This is a genomic window from Dongia sp. (genome assembly GCF_041910485.1).
Lineage (GTDB): Bacteria > Pseudomonadota > Alphaproteobacteria > Dongiales > Dongiaceae > Dongia.
The window spans coordinates 91,282-106,473 of the sequence record NZ_JAYRQR010000051.1 but is presented as its reverse complement, the minus strand read 5'-3'; the positions used below and the strand labels follow the sequence as shown (position 1 = coordinate 106,473).

The following is a 15,192-nucleotide window of genomic DNA, read 5'->3' as shown; positions in this document are numbered from 1 at the left end:
GGATCATCTGCAATCGCTCGGGCAGTTATGGTCGGCGTTTGGCCGCGCCGATGCGGCTGCGTCGGATTATCCTGCCGCGCCAGGTACCGGCCTTGTCCCAACCGGTCAGGGGCGAGGCATTTCCCAGGCTCGTACGGGGAAGAGGAACGAAGCCCCTCCTCTGGCCGGCATGCCTCTCCCATACGCGGCCCCGCCTTTTTGAGGTGCGGGACAACGGGGCATTGCCAGGGGACCGGGGCGAAGCGCTGCCCGGCCATGAGCGTCGAGAGGTTGCCCCCTCGAATTGGGACCGGCCTGCGCCCCATTTCTGAAGCCTGTGCCGGTGACAGCCGAGCGATTGCAGATGGTCCCGCCTGGGACCGCTTGATCGGTATTGTGCGCGCTAAGGGAATAATAGCCTACTTCATCGACAACGTCAAGAACAAAATAGGAACATAAGCGCCTATTTCTTCATATAGAGGTCGCGGGCGGCGAGGATCGCGCCGCCGACGATGGCAAGGCAGCCGAGCAGCACCGCCATCGTGGCACTCGCCTTGCCGGTGGCGATGAGGAGCAGCGTCGAGATGAGGGGCGAGGCGTAGGAGATGGCGCCGAGCGCCTTGATGTCGCCCTTCTTCACGCCGTAATCCCAGACGAAGAAGGCGGCGCCGACGGGACCCAGCCCCAAAGCGACGATGGCGATCCACTGCCAATTGTCCGTGGGCCAGACCGTCGTCTCGACCAGGAAATGGCTGATGAAGCCGAGGAGGGCGGTGACGCCGCAGAAGGCACCGACGAGATCGGTCGGCGCCGAGCCGAAGCGGCGCGAGAGCACGGAATAGATCGACCAGGTGAAGGCGCAGGCAAAGGCCGCCGCATAGCCGATGAACTCACCCGCTGGTTGGTCGGCTGCCGGCGTGCCGCGCGAGAGCAGCAGGATGATTGCCCCGCTCATGCCGATAAGGGCGCCGGCCACATGCTGCCAATAGAGTTTCTCGCCGGGCAGGAGGGCCGAGAAGAGGACGATGAGGAGCGGCCACAGATAGGCGATGAGGCTCGCCTCCACCGCCGGGGCATGATCGAGCGCCACGAAATAGAAGAGGTGGTAGAGGAAGAGGCCGCCGATGCCGATCGCATAGACCGGCCAGGGCTGGCGGAAGAACGTGAAGGCGGCGGCCCCCACCGTCAACGCGTCCCGGGCCCACTTCAAACAGCAGAAGAGGAACGCTATGCCGAAGGTCATCGCCATCAGCTGGAAGGGCGGCACGGCGCCGGTCGATGAGGTGAAGAGGGCCAGGGTCGCCCAGAGCAGGACGGCGATGGCGCCGATCATCGTGGCGCGGCGGGTGGCGGATTGGGGCGAGGCGGGAAGGGCGGTTTCAGTCATGGCCCGCCTGCTATCGCAAGCCGGGCATCAATCGTCAAGGTTCCAACAGGATCAAGTCCGGGGGGCCAGGAAGACGATGAGCAGCCAATTCCCGAGTACGATCGAGATGATCATGAAGAACAGCAGGACATAGCGGTGGAAATTCCGCTCGCGCTCGGTCACCAAGCCGCGGATGAGGCGGGTGAGGTTGGAGAAGCGCTCGGCGATGATGTTCATCTTCTCGCGTTCGGCATTCTGCCAGAATTGATAAATGATGAGCGAATAGATGGCGCCCACCGAGAGCACGAGGCTGATGATGATGCAGAGCTTGAAGAGGAAGCCGGTCTTCGAGGCATAGTCGCCCGTGAGGCCGAGGAGAACGAACAGACCCAGGGCGCCGAGGAGCGTGCCCCATTGCTGGTGCTTGGCGAAGCGGATCGTGTTGGCCGAGGCGCGGTAGAGTTCCAGCATCTCGGCATGCGTCAGTTCGTCGAGATCCGAGGGCTCGACGGTGATCGTTGTTTCGCCGCTGTCCTCGCTCTCAGCCTTGGGGGCCTTGGCCATGATCCACCTTGTCCATTACCTGCCCCATATTAGGCAGGTAATGGTTAACAAGCGGTGGACCTTCAGAAAATATCGCTAAAACAAGGCGTTAGCGGAGATTTTCCCTAGTACATATGCTGGCCGCCATTGATGGAGAGGGTCGAGCCGGTGACGAAGCCGGCATCGTCCGAGACCAGGAAAAGGACGCCGCGGGCGATTTCCGACGCCTGGCCGAGGCGACCCACGGGGATCTTGGCGACGATCTTTTCGAGGACCTGCGGCGGCACCGCGCGCACCATGTCGGTGTCGATATAGCCCGGGGCGATGGCGTTGACCGTGATGTTCTTCGCCGCGCCTTCCTGGGCCAGCGCCTTGGTGAAGCCGTGGATGCCGGACTTCGCCGCCGCATAATTCACCTGGCCGTACTGGCCGGCCTGGCCGTTGATCGACCCGATATTCACGATGCGACCGAAGTTGCGCTCGCGCATGCTGTCGATGACGCAGCGGCACATGTTGAAGCAGGAGGAGAGGTTGGTGTGGATGACGGCTTCCCATTGTTCGGGCGTCATCTTGTGCATGGTGCCGTCGCGGGTGATGCCGGCATTGTTGACGACGATATCGACCGGGCCGAGCTCCGCCGTGATCTTGGCGATGCCGTCCTTCACCTGTTTGAAATCAGAGACGTCGATCTTGTAGGCGGCGATGCCCGTCTCTTGCGTGAAGGCCTTGGCCTTCGCCTCGTCACCGCCATAGACGGCGGCCACCTTGTAGCCGGCCTTCTTCAGCGCCACGCTGATCGCCTCGCCGATGCCACGGGTGCCACCGGTCACAACTGCCACTCTTTGCATGCAATCCTCCCTGGTCGATTTTTGTGGGGTCGGTCTGATCCGGATTCATTCCGCGTGACCGATCTTCTTGCCTTTGGGCCATCCGGACTTTGCCGGGAAGGCCGTCTTTTGCTGATTTTCCGCAACTTGCTGCGGCGGGCGAATGCCCTCCCCCCTGAAGGGAGAGGGCCTCAAGCCGTTATCTCTCCACGCACCCCAAGCGTCAGCGTTCCACGCACATGGCGATGCCCATGCCGCCGCCGATGCAGAGGGTGGCGAGGCCTTTCTTGGCATCGCGCTTCTGCATTTCGTGGAGCAGCGTCACCAGAACGCGGGCACCCGAGGCGCCGATCGGATGGCCGAGCGCGATGGCGCCGCCATTGACGTTGACCTTCGACGTGTCCCAGCCGAGTTCCTTGTTGACGGCACAAGCCTGTGCCGCGAAGGCCTCGTTGGCTTCGATGAGGTCGAGGTCGCTGGCCTTCCAGCCCGCCTTGGCGAGGGCCGCTTGGCTCGCCGGGATGGGACCCGAGCCCATGATCGCCGGATCGACGCCGACCGTCGCCCAGCTGACGATGCGAGCAAGCGGCTTGAGGCCGCGCTTGGCTGCTTCGGCAGCCGACATCAGCACCGTGCCGGCGGCGCCGTCATTGATGCCGGAGGCATTGCCGGCGGTGACGGTGCCGTTCTCCCGCAAGAAGGCGGGGCGGAGCTTGGCAAGCGATTCCGCCGTGGTGCCGTGCTTGGGATATTCGTCTTCCGAGACGATGACATCGCCCTTGCGGCCGGCGATGGTGACCGGCGTGATCTCGTCCTTGAACTTGCCGGCCTTCATCGCGGCCTCGGCCTTCTGCTGGCTGGCCGCCGCGAACTGGTCCTGCTGGTCGCGCGTGATCTGCCACTTCTGCGCCACGTTCTCGGCCGTGTTGCCCATGTGATAGCCGTTGAAGGCATCCCACAACCCGTCCTTGATCATGGTGTCGACAAGATCGGTGTTGCCCATCTTGGTGCCGTTGCGCAAATGCACGCAATGCGGCGCCTGGCTCATGCTTTCCTGGCCGCCCGCGACCACGATGTTGCTGTCGCCGTTGCGGATCGCCTGGAAACCGAGCGCCACGGCGCGGAGGCCCGAGCCGCACAGCTGGTTGATGACATAGGCTGTCTTCTCATTGGGGATGCCGGCGCCGATCGCAGCCTGGCGCGCGGGGTTCTGCCCGGCGCCGGCCGCCAGCACCTGGCCCAGGATGACTTCATCAACCTCGCCCGGCGCCACCTTGGAGCGCGCGAGCAGATCCTTGATCACGGCCTGGCCCAGAACATGCGCCGGCACGCTGGAAAGCGCGCCGCTGAAGGCGCCGATCGGCGTACGGGCGGCGGCGGTAATGACGACATCATTCGGGTTGGCCATGGGTTCATCCTCCGGCGGAATTTTTACGTTTGTTGCATTGCAGCGAGAACCCTACGGGATCAATCGGGTCGGCTGCAAGCCTACTTTCGTCCACTCTGGGTCGCTGTAAGCGCAACCATCGGACGACGGACCGGCGATGCGGTCAAGCGACAAGTCAGAGAAGGGAGGCGGTTTGGGATAATGTCGACCGGATCGAACCGGACGAAAGGGGCGCGCGACGGAAGCGTGATGAAACGCCGCACCCTTTTGCAATGCCTCCTCACCGCCGCGACGCTGGGCGCCTCCGGGCGCGCGGCGTTGGCCGACGTGCCGCCGGCCCCATTCTTCGTCTGGGCCCGACGCTTCTACCGCGCGCAATTGACGGCGCGGGCGTTGCGCGAGGGGCGCGCCACGGCGGCGGAGACGGCAGGGTTCGATGCAACCCTCGGCCACCCGCTCCGCCACTATCTCACCGACGAGATGCAAAGGCTCTTCGACCAGGCGGCAGCGAAGCCACTGCCTTCCGACACACCGGAAGGCCCGATCCTCGATTTCGTCTTCGGCTGGGGCGCGCTCCCCAACCGCGAGATCGAATTGGTGAGTGTGACTGAGGCCCCCTGGTGGCAAGGCCTCGTCACCAAAAACCTGGCGCTCGTCACGATCTCCATCAACGGCAACGAACGCGACCTGACCTTGAAGGGTGAATACGTCCCCGAACTCTTCACCTGGCGCATCGCCGATATCGATTACGGCGAGGGAAGCGGGGAGAGTTTGAGGGAGAGGCTGGAACGGCACGGCAATTAGCGCATCGATAGATTTCCATTGCCGTTATGGCCCGCAAATGCGGCACATAACCATCCAAAGGCTTCACTACATCAAGCAATGTTGGTGACAATCGCGCTCGGTTGTGTATATCATGTGGGACACGCAATGAGTGTAGATGCATGACTCAATCGATCTCTCAGCGTTTCTGTCTCGCCTTGCTGCTTTTCTTTACCATCCCGCCGAGCGCTCAGGCTCAGCAAGCGATTCCAACTTTCGGCGCATGGTTGCAGTCATTCTACGAAAGCCGAACGGCGCCGCAGGGGGAATCCGTCCCCGGCACCGATCCATTTCGAAACCTGCTCTCTGCGGAAATGAGGCAACTCTATGAGGAGACCCGCCCCACTTCAACGGACGCCGCGTCTCAAGACGCTGCCGATGCACTAACGCGCGCGCTCATCTATGGTCCCGGCGCTAGGCCAGGCGCCGCGATCACACTCATCGAAGTCACAGAGCGGCCGTGGTGGTACAGCTTTGGCAACAGCGCCCGCGTTACGTTGTCCATAGACGGCGTCAAACAGATCCTGATCGTCAAAGGCTATTTTGACCGGGTCGCCTGCCGATGGTTCGTCATCGATATCGAATATGGCAGCGGCAGAACATTGAGGCGCGAACTGATCTAATCGCGGCCGATCGAGATTCGCGCCGACATTTTCTTCGGGCCAACCCTACTTCATCAAATTTGCGAACTGCGGGCAGAGGGCTTTGGCGCGCTGGGTGACTTGGGCGTGGCGTTCCGGGTTCTCGGTCTTGTCGAGCTGGAACCATTTGGCGAGCTTGGGATCTGTCGGGGCGCGGCCTTCCATCATGTCGACGAGGCGCGCGACCTCGGCTTCGGGGATATCAGCCAGCACCGACTTCATGCCGCATTCGAAGACGGCCTGGCGGTTGGGGGCCGCAATGCGCGAGGTGTTGAACATCGCGTCGGGGTCCTTGTTGAACTGCTCCTGCGCCATCGCCATGAAACGCGCCTTGGCTGGATTCTTCACCGGATCGATGATGGCGAAATCCTCGGCCGCCGCCGCGCCGATGCCCGCAACAAGCCCTGAGAAAAGGGTGGCCGAAAGCAGGAGGGCCGCCAGTATTCGTTTACGCGTCATCGATAGATCCCGATCCAAAATTTCCGCCGATATGACATCTATTATAGGACATTCATTCTATCGTGGCGTGTTTTATTGATGCGGGGCGGCAGGCGGTCACAATCGCCGGCCGCCCCGCGCGTCATGTGCGCCTTATCCCACGACCCGCGGCATGAGCTCGGGGAAGTCGCGCTGGTGCCAATAGGGGTAGACGGGGATCTTCTCGCTGGCGGCGTCGAGGCGCTTGATCTGGTCCGCTGAGAGTTTCCACCCCACGGCGCCGAGATTCTGTTTGAGCTGTTCCTCGGTGCGGGCGCCCATGACCAGGTTGCAGACGGTCGGGCGCGAGAGCAGCCAGTTGAGCGCCACCTGCGGCACGGTCTTGCCCGTTTCCTTGGCGACGGCATCGAGGGCATCGACGACCTGGAACAGGAACTCGTCCGCGACCGGCGGGCCGCCGACGGCACCGCCCTTGGCGATGCGGCCGGATTGATCGGAGGCGCCGCGGCGGATCTTGCCGGTGAGGCGGCCCCAGCCCAAGGGGCTCCAGACCATCGTGCCCACACCCTGGTCGAGGCAGAGGGGCAGGATCTCCTCCTCATAATCGCGGCCGATCAGCGAGTAATAGCCCTGATAGACGACATAGCGGGCAAGGCCGTTCTTCTCGGACGTGGCCAGGGACTTCATCACATGCCAGCCGCTGAAATTCGAGCAGCCGATATAGCGCACCTTGCCGCTGGTCACGAGAACGTCGAGAGCCGAGAGCGTTTCATCGACCGGCGTCGTCGCATCGAAACCGTGCATGAAATAGACGTCGATGTAATCGGTGCCGAGGCGCTTCAAGCTCGCCTCCGCCGCCTTCACCAGATGATGGCGCGACGAACCGCGCTCATTGGGGCCGTCGCCCATCGCGAAGGTGGCCTTGGTGGAGATGAGCGCCTGGTCGCGCTTCCCCTTCAAGGTGGCGCCGAGGATGGTCTCGGCGCGGCCCGAGGAATAGACGTCCGCCGTGTCGAAGAAATTGAGCCCGTGATCGAGGCACATCGCGACCTGACGGTCGGCGGCCTGCTGATCGACAGCACCCCATTTGTCGAAGAACTCATCACCACCGCCGAAGGTGGCGGTGCCGAAACTCAGAACGGGAACCTTGAGGCCCGAGCGGCCGAGCGAGCGATATTCCATGACGCCATGTCCTTGATCGTTTGCGAGGAACGTGGCGCGGAGCTTAGACCCTGCGGGCGGGCTTCTTCCACCACAAGCTGATTGGGGTCTTGGAAGGTCGCGGTCAGCTTTTGACGGCGAGTTCCTTCTGCGCATCGATCGCCGCCTGGATCAGGTCCATGAAATCCATGTCGGCGATGATGCCGGAGAGTTTGAAATTCTCCACCTTGATGCCGTCGGCCTTGGCATTGGTGAAATCCGTCTTGCTGAAACGGCAATCGGCGATGACGCTGGGATAGACCGCGTCCTTGTGGCCTTTGATCTTAATCACCTCAGGCGACAGATCGGCCTCGCGGAAGAGGGCACCTTCGAGAACGCTTTCGGTGAATTTGGCACCGCGCAGCTCGGCGCCCGAAAAATCGGCGCGGGTGAGGTCGGTGCTGTTGAAATTGCACAGATTGGCGCTGGCGCCTTTGAGGATCGTGCCGCGCAGCTTCGCGTTGGTGAAATTGGCGCCGGTCAGCTTGCTGCCGGAGAGGTCGAGGCCGGAGAAATCCGCCCCGGAGAAATCGGCGCGCTGGCCCTTGGCCCCGCCGGTCGCCACCCATTCGCCATGCGCGGTAATGAGGGCCTTGAGCTTCACGATCGCGTCGGGACTGTCATCGACCTGCAACGCATTTGACGCGTCGACGTAACCCTCAATGGCGGTCGAGAGGTCGACGCCGAAAAGGTTCGTGTCCTTCAAGGTCACATGGTCGAGCTTGGCACCCGCCACCTTGGCATGGTCGAGGCGCGCGCCGGAAAGATCGGCATTGGAAAGGTTGGCGCCCGAAAGATCCGCTCCCTTGAGCTGGGTCCCGGAGAGGTCGGCGCCGATCATTTCGGCCCCGCGCAGATTGGCGCCGGAGAGATCGGCGTTGCGGATGACGGCGCCGTTGATCTTGGCGCGCTCGAGATTGGCGCCGCTCAAGGTCAGCTCGTGCATCTCCGACTTGTCGCGCAGCGCCGTGGCGCCGCCATCGACCAGGAGATTGCCACTGCGGAGATCGGCACCGGAGAGCTGCGCCTTGGTGAAGTTGGCGCCTTTGAGCTGCGCACCGCGCAGATTGGTATCCTCGCAATTGGCGCCGCTCAAGTCGGTGCCGGAGAGATCGGCGCCGAAGAGATCGGCCCCGTGCAGATTGGCGCCGACGAGGTCGCAATTGACGAGCCGGGCCCCCACCATCTTCGCCTTGGCAAGGTTGACGCCGCGCAGCGACACGCCCTCGACGCTGAATTTGGAGAGATCGATCCGCCGGCCGCCTTTCTCCTTGGCAAGCCACAGGCGGTGGGCGGCGAGCGCCCCCCAAAGTTCATCTGCTGCCAGGACTGAATCGTCGGCCATGGCGGTCAGTCGATGCTCAAGATGAGGGCGAGCTTGTCTTCATGCCGCATGATTGCCTTCTTCGCCCGCTTGGCGACCGGGATCTTCGAGCGGATGCAGTGGGTGAGGAGCAGGGCGCCCAGGATCTCGCTCTTCAGTTCGACGATCCGCCCTTCCGGCTTCTCGCCGCCCTTCAGGGTGATGTTGACCTGCAGATCGTCTTCGCCGGCGATCACGATGCGGCCGAGACTCTCCTTTTCACCGATCTTATTGGTGGTCACGAGATATTGCAGAATTGCCGTCGCCAGCTCGTCCATCGAAAAGACCAGACGGCGCCATTCGGAAATCATGTTGAATCAGTCCCCCGGAATACCGCCGACGGCCGAAGGCGGCGGTCAGCGGGATCACACCCGAAGTCACGGTAACCGTTGCTGGGAATAAAGTGAAGCGCCTCGGAATATTACCGCGCTGCAATGAACGTTAATATTCGCCCTAATAAAGAAGTATCCCCAGCATCAGCAGGCCGATGACGATCCGGTAGATTGCAAAGGGGGCAAAGCCGTGCCGGCTGACAAAGCCGATCGCCAAGCGCACGACGATGAGGGCGGTGACAAAGGCCGCCGCAAAGCCGATGCCGATCAGCGACAAGCCGTCGGCCGTCAGATCATGCCGGTTTTTCCACAGATCGAAGACTGTTGCCGCCAGCATGGTTGGGATGGCGAGAAAGAATGAGAATTCAGTCGCAGTCCGGCGGTCGATCCCCATCAGCATGCCGCCCATGATGGTGGCGGCGGCGCGGCTGACGCCGGGGATCATGGCGACGCATTGGAAGAGGCCGACCGCAAGAGCACGCTTGAGGCTCACCTCCTCGGCGGCATGAAAGCGCGGGGCTGGGCGCAGCTTCTCGATCACCAGCATGGCGATGCCGCCCACGACCAGCATGCTGGAGACGATGAGCGGCGAGAACAGCACCTCCTTGATGGTCTTGTAGGCGAGGGCGCCGATGACCATCGAGGGGATGAAGGCGGTGAGGATGACGGCAGCGAAATGGCGCGCCTCCGGCCGGTCATGGAGATGGACCAGCGTGCCGATGAGTTTCTGCCGATAGACCCAGCAGACGGCGAGGATGGCGCCGAGCTGGATCACGATTTCGAACAGCTTGCCGGTCGGTCCCTCAAATCCCAGCAGATCGATGAGCAGGATAAGATGACCGGTCGAGGACACGGGCAGGAATTCGGTGAGACCTTCGACCACGCCGAGGAGGGCGGCCTCGGCAAAGTTTGTCAGATTCATGAAAGGTGGCTTCACGGGATAGGAGAGGGCTGGGAGGCCTAACCCATCCGCGCGCCCTTGTCACGACCCTGCGCGATCTAATCGGAGAAACAATTGGGGGGTGGGGCGGTTGGTCCAGTACGGTCGATGGCTCTGCCAGTCGGCCTCAATACTTCCTCAATGGAAAGGACCAGATCATGGCGAACCAGCAGAACCCGAATGAACGCGACCGCCAGAACCAGCAGCAACAGGGTCAGCGCAGCGATCGACCGGGCGCCCCCAACGAGGGCCAGCGCCAGCAGCAGCAGGGCAATCCCGACCGCAAGCCCGGCATGGGCCGCGACGATGATATGGTCGGCAAGGACACGGACGGCGACGGCAAGGTCGTACAGCCCGGCCAGAAGCCCGGCCAGAGCCACGGCACCGGCATCAAGCCGGACCAGAAGCGCTGATGCGAGAAGCGCTGAGAATTGATTTCAGCCGTTGATGAGGGGCCCGCGCCAACCGCGCGGGTCCCTTATTTTGCAACAATGCCTTCTATCCAGGCTGCAAGCGGCTGCCAGACAGCGGGCATCGCCGCGCGGCCGACCATCATGCCGATATGGCCGGCATTGGGCACGATCTCGTCAACAACGCGCAGGCGCTTGCTGAGCCCACGGGCGCTGCCCGGCGGCACGATCCGGTCGGCGCTGGGAATGACATTGAGCACCGGCCGGTCGAGGCCGGCCGGATCGACCACCTTGCCGTCGATGCGCCATTGCAGATTGCCCGGCGTGTTTTCGCCGTACCAGCTGGACAGGCACTCACGCGCCACGGGCGCCGCCAGACTGATCCCGTCATTGAGCCAATCCTCGAGCGCCACAAAGCGCCGCGCCGACGGGCTGGCCGGGTCGAGGGTGCCGAAATACTGGAACTTCTTGAGCACCTGGAACGGGTCGAGGCCGGAGAAGAACGCCTGCAGCATGTCGACCGGCAATTCTTCGAGGATCTGCAGCACCGGTTCGAGCTGACGGCCGACCTGGCCCATCATCTGGGCGTGGGCGGCGTTTTCCGCGTGAAAATCCCAGGGTGTGGCAAGGCAGACGAGGCCGGCGATATCGGCCTGCCGCCGCAAAGCAAGCGCCAGGGCAAGATCGCCGCCCATGCAATAGCCCAGGATGAAGATCGGCCCGCCCGGTTCGCGCTTCACCGCATCGAGCGCCTGTTCCAGCCGGCCGGCGATATAGTCGGTCAAGCTGAAGCTGCGTTCGACATAGCCCGGACCGTCCCAATCGACGACGAAGGGGTCAAAGCCGTTGGCGCCCAGCCAGCGCAGAAAGGACCCGTCCTTTTCCAGGTCGAGCACATAATAGCGATTGACCAGGGACGGGATGACGAGGAGGCGCGGGCGCCGTGGATCGACCGGGCCGGATTTCGGCGTGCGGTAGTCGCGCAGCTTCGTGGTGCCCTGGTCCCAGAGGACCGGCATGTCGGCGAGATCGCGCCGAGCCGGGTGGCGGCGGTAAGCCTCAATGCCGGTCAGCAACTGCCCGAAGCGGCGGCGGCCTTCAGCCTGCAGCGCCGCCATCAGTGCCGCCGGATCCGCCTTCTGGATCTGCGGCATGAGGTCGGCGAGGCTTTCTTGCAGGCCGCGCAGATCCGGCTGCGGATTTGGGTTTTGCGGCTGGCTTCCGTTTCCGTTCGGCTGACTGTTCCGCCAATTGCTCAAGGCGGCGTTCAATGCCGGCAAGGCGATGGCTGAGTTCGTCCAGGTCGCCGCCGCGAGGCTCAGATGCTGCGGCAGCGGCCGCGGCCCCAGGCGTGGTCCCTGGCGGGAACCCTGGGGCGGATCGTTCGGTCTTTGCCTCTCCATTGCCGCCGCTTGCCCCTTTCCACCAATCCTGTGCCATCCAGGCCTGGCTCATCTTGGTCCAGGATTTGGCCAGGTCGGCATTGGCGCCGTCGCCCATCTGGCCCATTTGCGAAAGCCACATGCCGGGCAGAGGCATGGCAGCCATCAGGCGTGCCGCCTGGGCAGCCAAATCCGGATTGGCGGCAATGGCGCCGAGCTGGTCCTGCCACAGGTCCAGGAGCCGCCGCGCCAGTTCCTCAAGCTCAGGTTCCTTGAGATCCGGCGTCTCCGCCTGCTTTCCCGTCTCTTCAGTCATTTAGGGACTATAACCCCAGCTTAGGCCGCATGGAAACCCGCCTTTGCTGCCGGTGCTAAGGCCGTGCTGTTATTGCGGTTTCGCGTTGCAGCGACCGCATTGCCATATGCCCCTCCTCTAGTGCTATGCTGCACCACCGCGGCGGGAATAGTTTCCGAATATCTTGCTGCAACGCGCCATGAGACCGGCGCCAAAAAGCCAGTGATTAAGAGTTTTACCGCAGGGGAGTACATGATGGCTTTGCCAGGTGAGCAGAACAAGGGCGACCAGGCCAAAACCGGCGACAAACAGGCGCCGGTGCGGATCAAGAAGTACGCCAACCGCCGTCTCTACAACACGGCCACCAGTTCCTATGTGACGCTGGACTATCTTGCGCAGATGGTGCGCGAGGGGCTCGACTTCACGGTTGAAGATGCCAAGTCCGGCGAAGACATCACGCGTTCCGTGCTGACGCAGATCATCGTCGAAGAGGAATCGAAGGGGCAGAACATGCTGCCCATCAATTTCCTGCGGCAGCTGATCAGCCTTTATGGCGACAATCTCCAATTCCTGGTGCCGGGCTATCTGGAAAAGAGCATGGAGAGCTTCGCCACCAACCAGGATCAGATCCGCCAGTATATGAAGGAGAATTTCGCCAACGTCCTGCCGCTCGACCGGCTCGAAGAGATGTCGAAGCAGAACATGGCCTTCTTCCAGCAGGCGATGAGCATGTGGAACCCGTTCAAGGTCGGCTCGACCGGCCCGTCGGCGCCGGAGCCGAAGGCCGAAGGCGGCGCCAAGGGCGGCGAGGAGCTTTCCGACCTCAAGGCCCAGATGCAGGCCCTGCAGCGGCAGCTTGAACAATTGACCAAGGCCGGCCAGAAAGCCGACTGAGTTTGAACCCGTCGCCGCCATGATCCGCCCTGGATCATGGCGGCGCTTTTTTTGAGGCGACGGCAGAGCATGCGCGCGAAGATCAACGGCACCGACTTCTTCATTTCGGTGGCCGGTGCGGAAGGAAAGCCCGCTCTCATCCTCAATCATTCCCTGGCGACCAGCCATGAAATGTGGGGGTTGCAGCTTCCGGTCTTCGCCCGTCACTTCCGCGTCGTCGCCTTCGACATGCGCGGCCACGGCGCCAGCGTGCCGACGGCAGGCGCCTATTCCATCGACCAGCTGGCCGATGACGTGGTGGGTGTCGCCGACCATCTGGGCATCCAGCGCTTCAACTTTCTCGGCCTCTCGATCGGCGGAATGATCGGGCAGAATCTGGGCTTCCGTCATGGCGGTCGGTTGGAGAAGCTCGTTCTCTCCAGCACCGTCACCGGAACGACAGGACCCGAGGTCGCCAAGATGTGGGGCGAGCGCGTCGCCGCCGTGCGTGCGAACGGCATGGGCGGGCAAATCGACGGCACCATGTCGCGTTGGCTGTCGGCGGCATTCCAGAAAGACGCGCCGGTTTCGGCGCAATGGATCCGCGACCTCATCGCCGCGACGCCGGTCGACGGTTTCATCGGCTGCGGCGAGGCGATCAAAGCCCTGGACCTGCCGGCAACGAAGCTTGCCGGCATCAAGGCGCCGACCCTGGTCATCGCCGGCGAGAAAGACCCGGGCTCGCCGCCCACCGAGGGGGCCAAGATCGCCGCCGCCATTCCGGGTGCCAAGAGTTTCGTGGTGCCGGGCGGCTATCACCTATGCAATGTCGAGTTCCCGCACGTCTTTACCGAACGGTGCCTGAGCTTCCTTCTCGACCAGAAATAAAGCTGTCCAGGCGGCGAGTATCGTGACCGTGTCTTCTTCCGTTTCGTCGCAAAATGCCGTGCTGCGCGTCGTGCCCGTGGCCTTCGTCTTGCTGTGGGCGACGGGGTTCCTGGTGGCGCGCTATGCTATTCCCTATGCGCCGCCTTTCACTCTGCTGGTGATCCGCTTTGCGCTGGCCTCGGCGATGATGGCGGGGATCGGCCTTGTCTTCGGCGCGCGCTGGCCGCGGACACTGGCCGAATTCATGCATATCGTCATCACCGGCATTCTGCTGCAGGCGGTCTATCTCGGCGGTTGCTATGGCGCGATCTATGCGGGCCTCCCCGCCGGCATGGTTGCCTTGATCGCGGGCCTGCAGCCCATCGTCACGGCGGCCCTGGCCGGACCGCTGCTGGGCGAAAGGTTGCGGCCGCTGCAATGGCTGGGGGCGGGGCTCGGCTTTATCGGGCTGACCATGGTCATCTGGCACAAGCTGGCCTTCGACAGCGGACATCTCTGGGCGCTGTTCTTCGCCTTCGTACAGCTGTTCGGCATCACGGCGGCGACGCTCTATCAGAAACGCTTCAGCCCCAATGCGGATTTGAAGGCCGGTGCCGCCATCCAATATGCCGCGGCCACGCTGGTGCTGCTGCCCGTCATGCTGTTCGTCGGCGTCGGCGAAGTCGACTGGCAGCCGCAGTTCATCGCGGCGATGGCGTGGATCGTGATCGTGCTGTCCGGCATTTCGATCGCGCTCCTCACCTGGATGATCCAGCGTGGTGCCGCTTCGAAAGTCGCCAGCCTTTTCTACCTGACGCCGCCGGGTGCTGCCCTTGGCGCGTTTTTCTGGTTTGACGAACGGCTCGACGCTCTGGCTCTCTGCGGTATGGGTGTCGTGGCTGTCGGTGTCTATCTGGTGAACCGTCGATGACCGAAGCGGAAATGATCGAGCGTCGCCGCTACCGTCCCGAGCCGGGGCAGGAACTGCGCGTCTTCGCCTACGGATCGCTGATGTGGCGGCCGGACTTTTCCTTCATCGATCTGCAGCCGGCGACGCTCTATGGCTATCACCGCGCCTTCTGCATCATCTCGACCCATTATCGCGGATCGGAAACGCATCCGGGCCTGGTCCTGGGGCTTGACCGCGGCGGGCAATGCATCGGCCGCATGTATCGGATCGCGCCAGAGGATGCCGAATCCGCCGCCGATTATCTGCATCGGCGCGAGATGATCACCGGCGTCTATATTCCACGCCTTCTCAAGGTGCGGTTGCCATCGGGCGAGGATGTGACAGCGCTGTCCTACGTGGCCGACCGGCAGCACCCGCAATATGCGGGAAAGCTCGCGGTCGAGGATGTGGTGCACCGGATCCGCGATGCCGTCGGTGTTGCCGGTCCCAATATCGATTACCTGCGCAATACCGTGCAGCATCTTGACGATCTGGGTATAAGCGATTGTGCGCTGCACCGAATTTTACGCATGCTCGACGGCGATAAAGCGGCTACATAAGGCCCCGACAGTCACAAG

The 15,192-nt window shown here is 62.9% G+C and carries 18 protein-coding genes; 7 read left to right on the top strand and 11 right to left on the bottom strand.

Translation table 11 applies throughout. From position 1 onward, the window contains the following. Window positions 1-442: 442 nt before the first annotated feature. The 4 genes from ACE3PP_RS17770 to ACE3PP_RS17755 all read right to left on the bottom strand — a co-directional run bounded on the left by ACE3PP_RS17770 (window position 443) and on the right by ACE3PP_RS17755 (window position 4,123). Complete coding sequence (locus tag ACE3PP_RS17770; protein WP_374384594.1) at window positions 443-1,366, bottom strand: DMT family transporter; 924 nt, start codon at window positions 1,364-1,366, stop codon at window positions 443-445. 51 nt (window positions 1,367-1,417) lie between these two features. Beyond that, window positions 1,418-1,909: a hypothetical protein gene (locus ACE3PP_RS17765; protein ID WP_374384592.1), complete on the bottom strand. Its 492-nt coding sequence runs from the start codon at window positions 1,907-1,909 to the stop codon at window positions 1,418-1,420. Between the two features lie 104 nt (window positions 1,910-2,013). Then, window positions 2,014-2,736 carry an acetoacetyl-CoA reductase gene (phbB, locus tag ACE3PP_RS17760; protein WP_374384590.1) on the bottom strand — a complete coding sequence of 241 codons (723 nt, stop codon included), beginning with the start codon at window positions 2,734-2,736 and terminating at the stop codon, window positions 2,014-2,016. 202 nt (window positions 2,737-2,938) lie between these two features. After that, a complete protein-coding gene (locus ACE3PP_RS17755; RefSeq protein WP_374384588.1) occupies window positions 2,939-4,123 on the bottom strand; it encodes an acetyl-CoA C-acetyltransferase in 1,185 nt (394 codons plus the stop codon). Between the two features lie 228 nt (window positions 4,124-4,351). Here ACE3PP_RS17755 and ACE3PP_RS17750 point away from each other — a divergent pair, with 228 nt between their 5' ends. Continuing rightward, window positions 4,352-4,906 (top strand): hypothetical protein, encoded by a 555-nt coding sequence (locus ACE3PP_RS17750; RefSeq protein ID WP_374384586.1) that lies wholly within the window; start codon window positions 4,352-4,354, stop codon window positions 4,904-4,906. A gap of 140 nt (window positions 4,907-5,046) precedes the next feature. Then, complete coding sequence (locus ACE3PP_RS17745; RefSeq protein ID WP_374384584.1) at window positions 5,047-5,547, top strand: hypothetical protein; 501 nt, start codon at window positions 5,047-5,049, stop codon at window positions 5,545-5,547. A 45-nt stretch (window positions 5,548-5,592) separates the two neighbouring features. Here ACE3PP_RS17745 and ACE3PP_RS17740 read toward each other — a convergent pair whose 3' ends face one another. From ACE3PP_RS17740 to ACE3PP_RS17720, 5 genes are all read right to left on the bottom strand, one after another. Continuing rightward, window positions 5,593-6,024 carry a hypothetical protein gene (locus tag ACE3PP_RS17740; RefSeq protein WP_374384582.1) on the bottom strand — a complete coding sequence of 144 codons (432 nt, stop codon included), beginning with the start codon at window positions 6,022-6,024 and terminating at the stop codon, window positions 5,593-5,595. 132 nt (window positions 6,025-6,156) lie between these two features. Beyond that, window positions 6,157-7,185, bottom strand: a complete 1,029-nt coding sequence (locus ACE3PP_RS17735) for an aldo/keto reductase (RefSeq protein ID WP_374384580.1) — start codon at window positions 7,183-7,185, stop codon at window positions 6,157-6,159. A 103-nt stretch (window positions 7,186-7,288) separates the two neighbouring features. Further along, window positions 7,289-8,548, bottom strand: coding sequence for a pentapeptide repeat-containing protein (locus tag ACE3PP_RS17730; protein ID WP_374384578.1), 1,260 nt, complete (start codon window positions 8,546-8,548; stop codon window positions 7,289-7,291). A gap of 5 nt (window positions 8,549-8,553) precedes the next feature. Beyond that, on the bottom strand, window positions 8,554-8,877 hold the full coding sequence (locus ACE3PP_RS17725) for a hypothetical protein (RefSeq protein ID WP_374384576.1): 324 nt from the start codon (window positions 8,875-8,877) through the stop codon (window positions 8,554-8,556). Between the two features lie 142 nt (window positions 8,878-9,019). Then, complete coding sequence (locus tag ACE3PP_RS17720) at window positions 9,020-9,820, bottom strand: undecaprenyl-diphosphate phosphatase (RefSeq protein WP_374384574.1); 801 nt, start codon at window positions 9,818-9,820, stop codon at window positions 9,020-9,022. 176 nt (window positions 9,821-9,996) lie between these two features. On the opposite strand from ACE3PP_RS17720, the gene ACE3PP_RS17715 reads away from it, so the two are divergent. Continuing rightward, window positions 9,997-10,251: a hypothetical protein gene (locus tag ACE3PP_RS17715; protein WP_374384572.1), complete on the top strand. Its 255-nt coding sequence runs from the start codon at window positions 9,997-9,999 to the stop codon at window positions 10,249-10,251. A gap of 65 nt (window positions 10,252-10,316) precedes the next feature. Here ACE3PP_RS17715 and ACE3PP_RS17710 read toward each other — a convergent pair whose 3' ends face one another. Further along, window positions 10,317-11,402: an alpha/beta fold hydrolase gene (locus ACE3PP_RS17710; protein WP_374384570.1), complete on the bottom strand. Its 1,086-nt coding sequence runs from the start codon at window positions 11,400-11,402 to the stop codon at window positions 10,317-10,319. Beyond that, window positions 11,347-11,946, bottom strand: coding sequence for a hypothetical protein (locus ACE3PP_RS17705; protein ID WP_374384568.1), 600 nt, complete (start codon window positions 11,944-11,946; stop codon window positions 11,347-11,349). The genes ACE3PP_RS17710 and ACE3PP_RS17705 overlap by 56 nt, the downstream gene beginning before the upstream one ends. 231 nt (window positions 11,947-12,177) lie before the next feature. Between ACE3PP_RS17705 and phaR the strand changes: the two genes are divergently transcribed. The 4 genes from phaR to ACE3PP_RS17685 all read left to right on the top strand — a co-directional run bounded on the left by phaR (window position 12,178) and on the right by ACE3PP_RS17685 (window position 15,174). Then, window positions 12,178-12,819 carry a polyhydroxyalkanoate synthesis repressor PhaR gene (gene phaR, locus ACE3PP_RS17700; protein ID WP_374384566.1) on the top strand — a complete coding sequence of 214 codons (642 nt, stop codon included), beginning with the start codon at window positions 12,178-12,180 and terminating at the stop codon, window positions 12,817-12,819. Between the two features lie 69 nt (window positions 12,820-12,888). Further along, on the top strand, window positions 12,889-13,686 hold the full coding sequence (locus ACE3PP_RS17695; protein ID WP_374384564.1) for an alpha/beta fold hydrolase: 798 nt from the start codon (window positions 12,889-12,891) through the stop codon (window positions 13,684-13,686). A 22-nt stretch (window positions 13,687-13,708) separates the two neighbouring features. Continuing rightward, the gene (locus ACE3PP_RS17690) at window positions 13,709-14,596 is read left to right on the top strand and encodes a DMT family transporter (RefSeq protein WP_374384562.1); all 888 of its coding nucleotides are present in this window, start codon (window positions 13,709-13,711) and stop codon (window positions 14,594-14,596) included. Then, window positions 14,593-15,174 (top strand): gamma-glutamylcyclotransferase, encoded by a 582-nt coding sequence (locus tag ACE3PP_RS17685; protein WP_374384560.1) that lies wholly within the window; start codon window positions 14,593-14,595, stop codon window positions 15,172-15,174. Before ACE3PP_RS17690 ends, ACE3PP_RS17685 begins: the two co-directional genes overlap by 4 nt. Window positions 15,175-15,192: the final 18 nt, after the last annotated feature.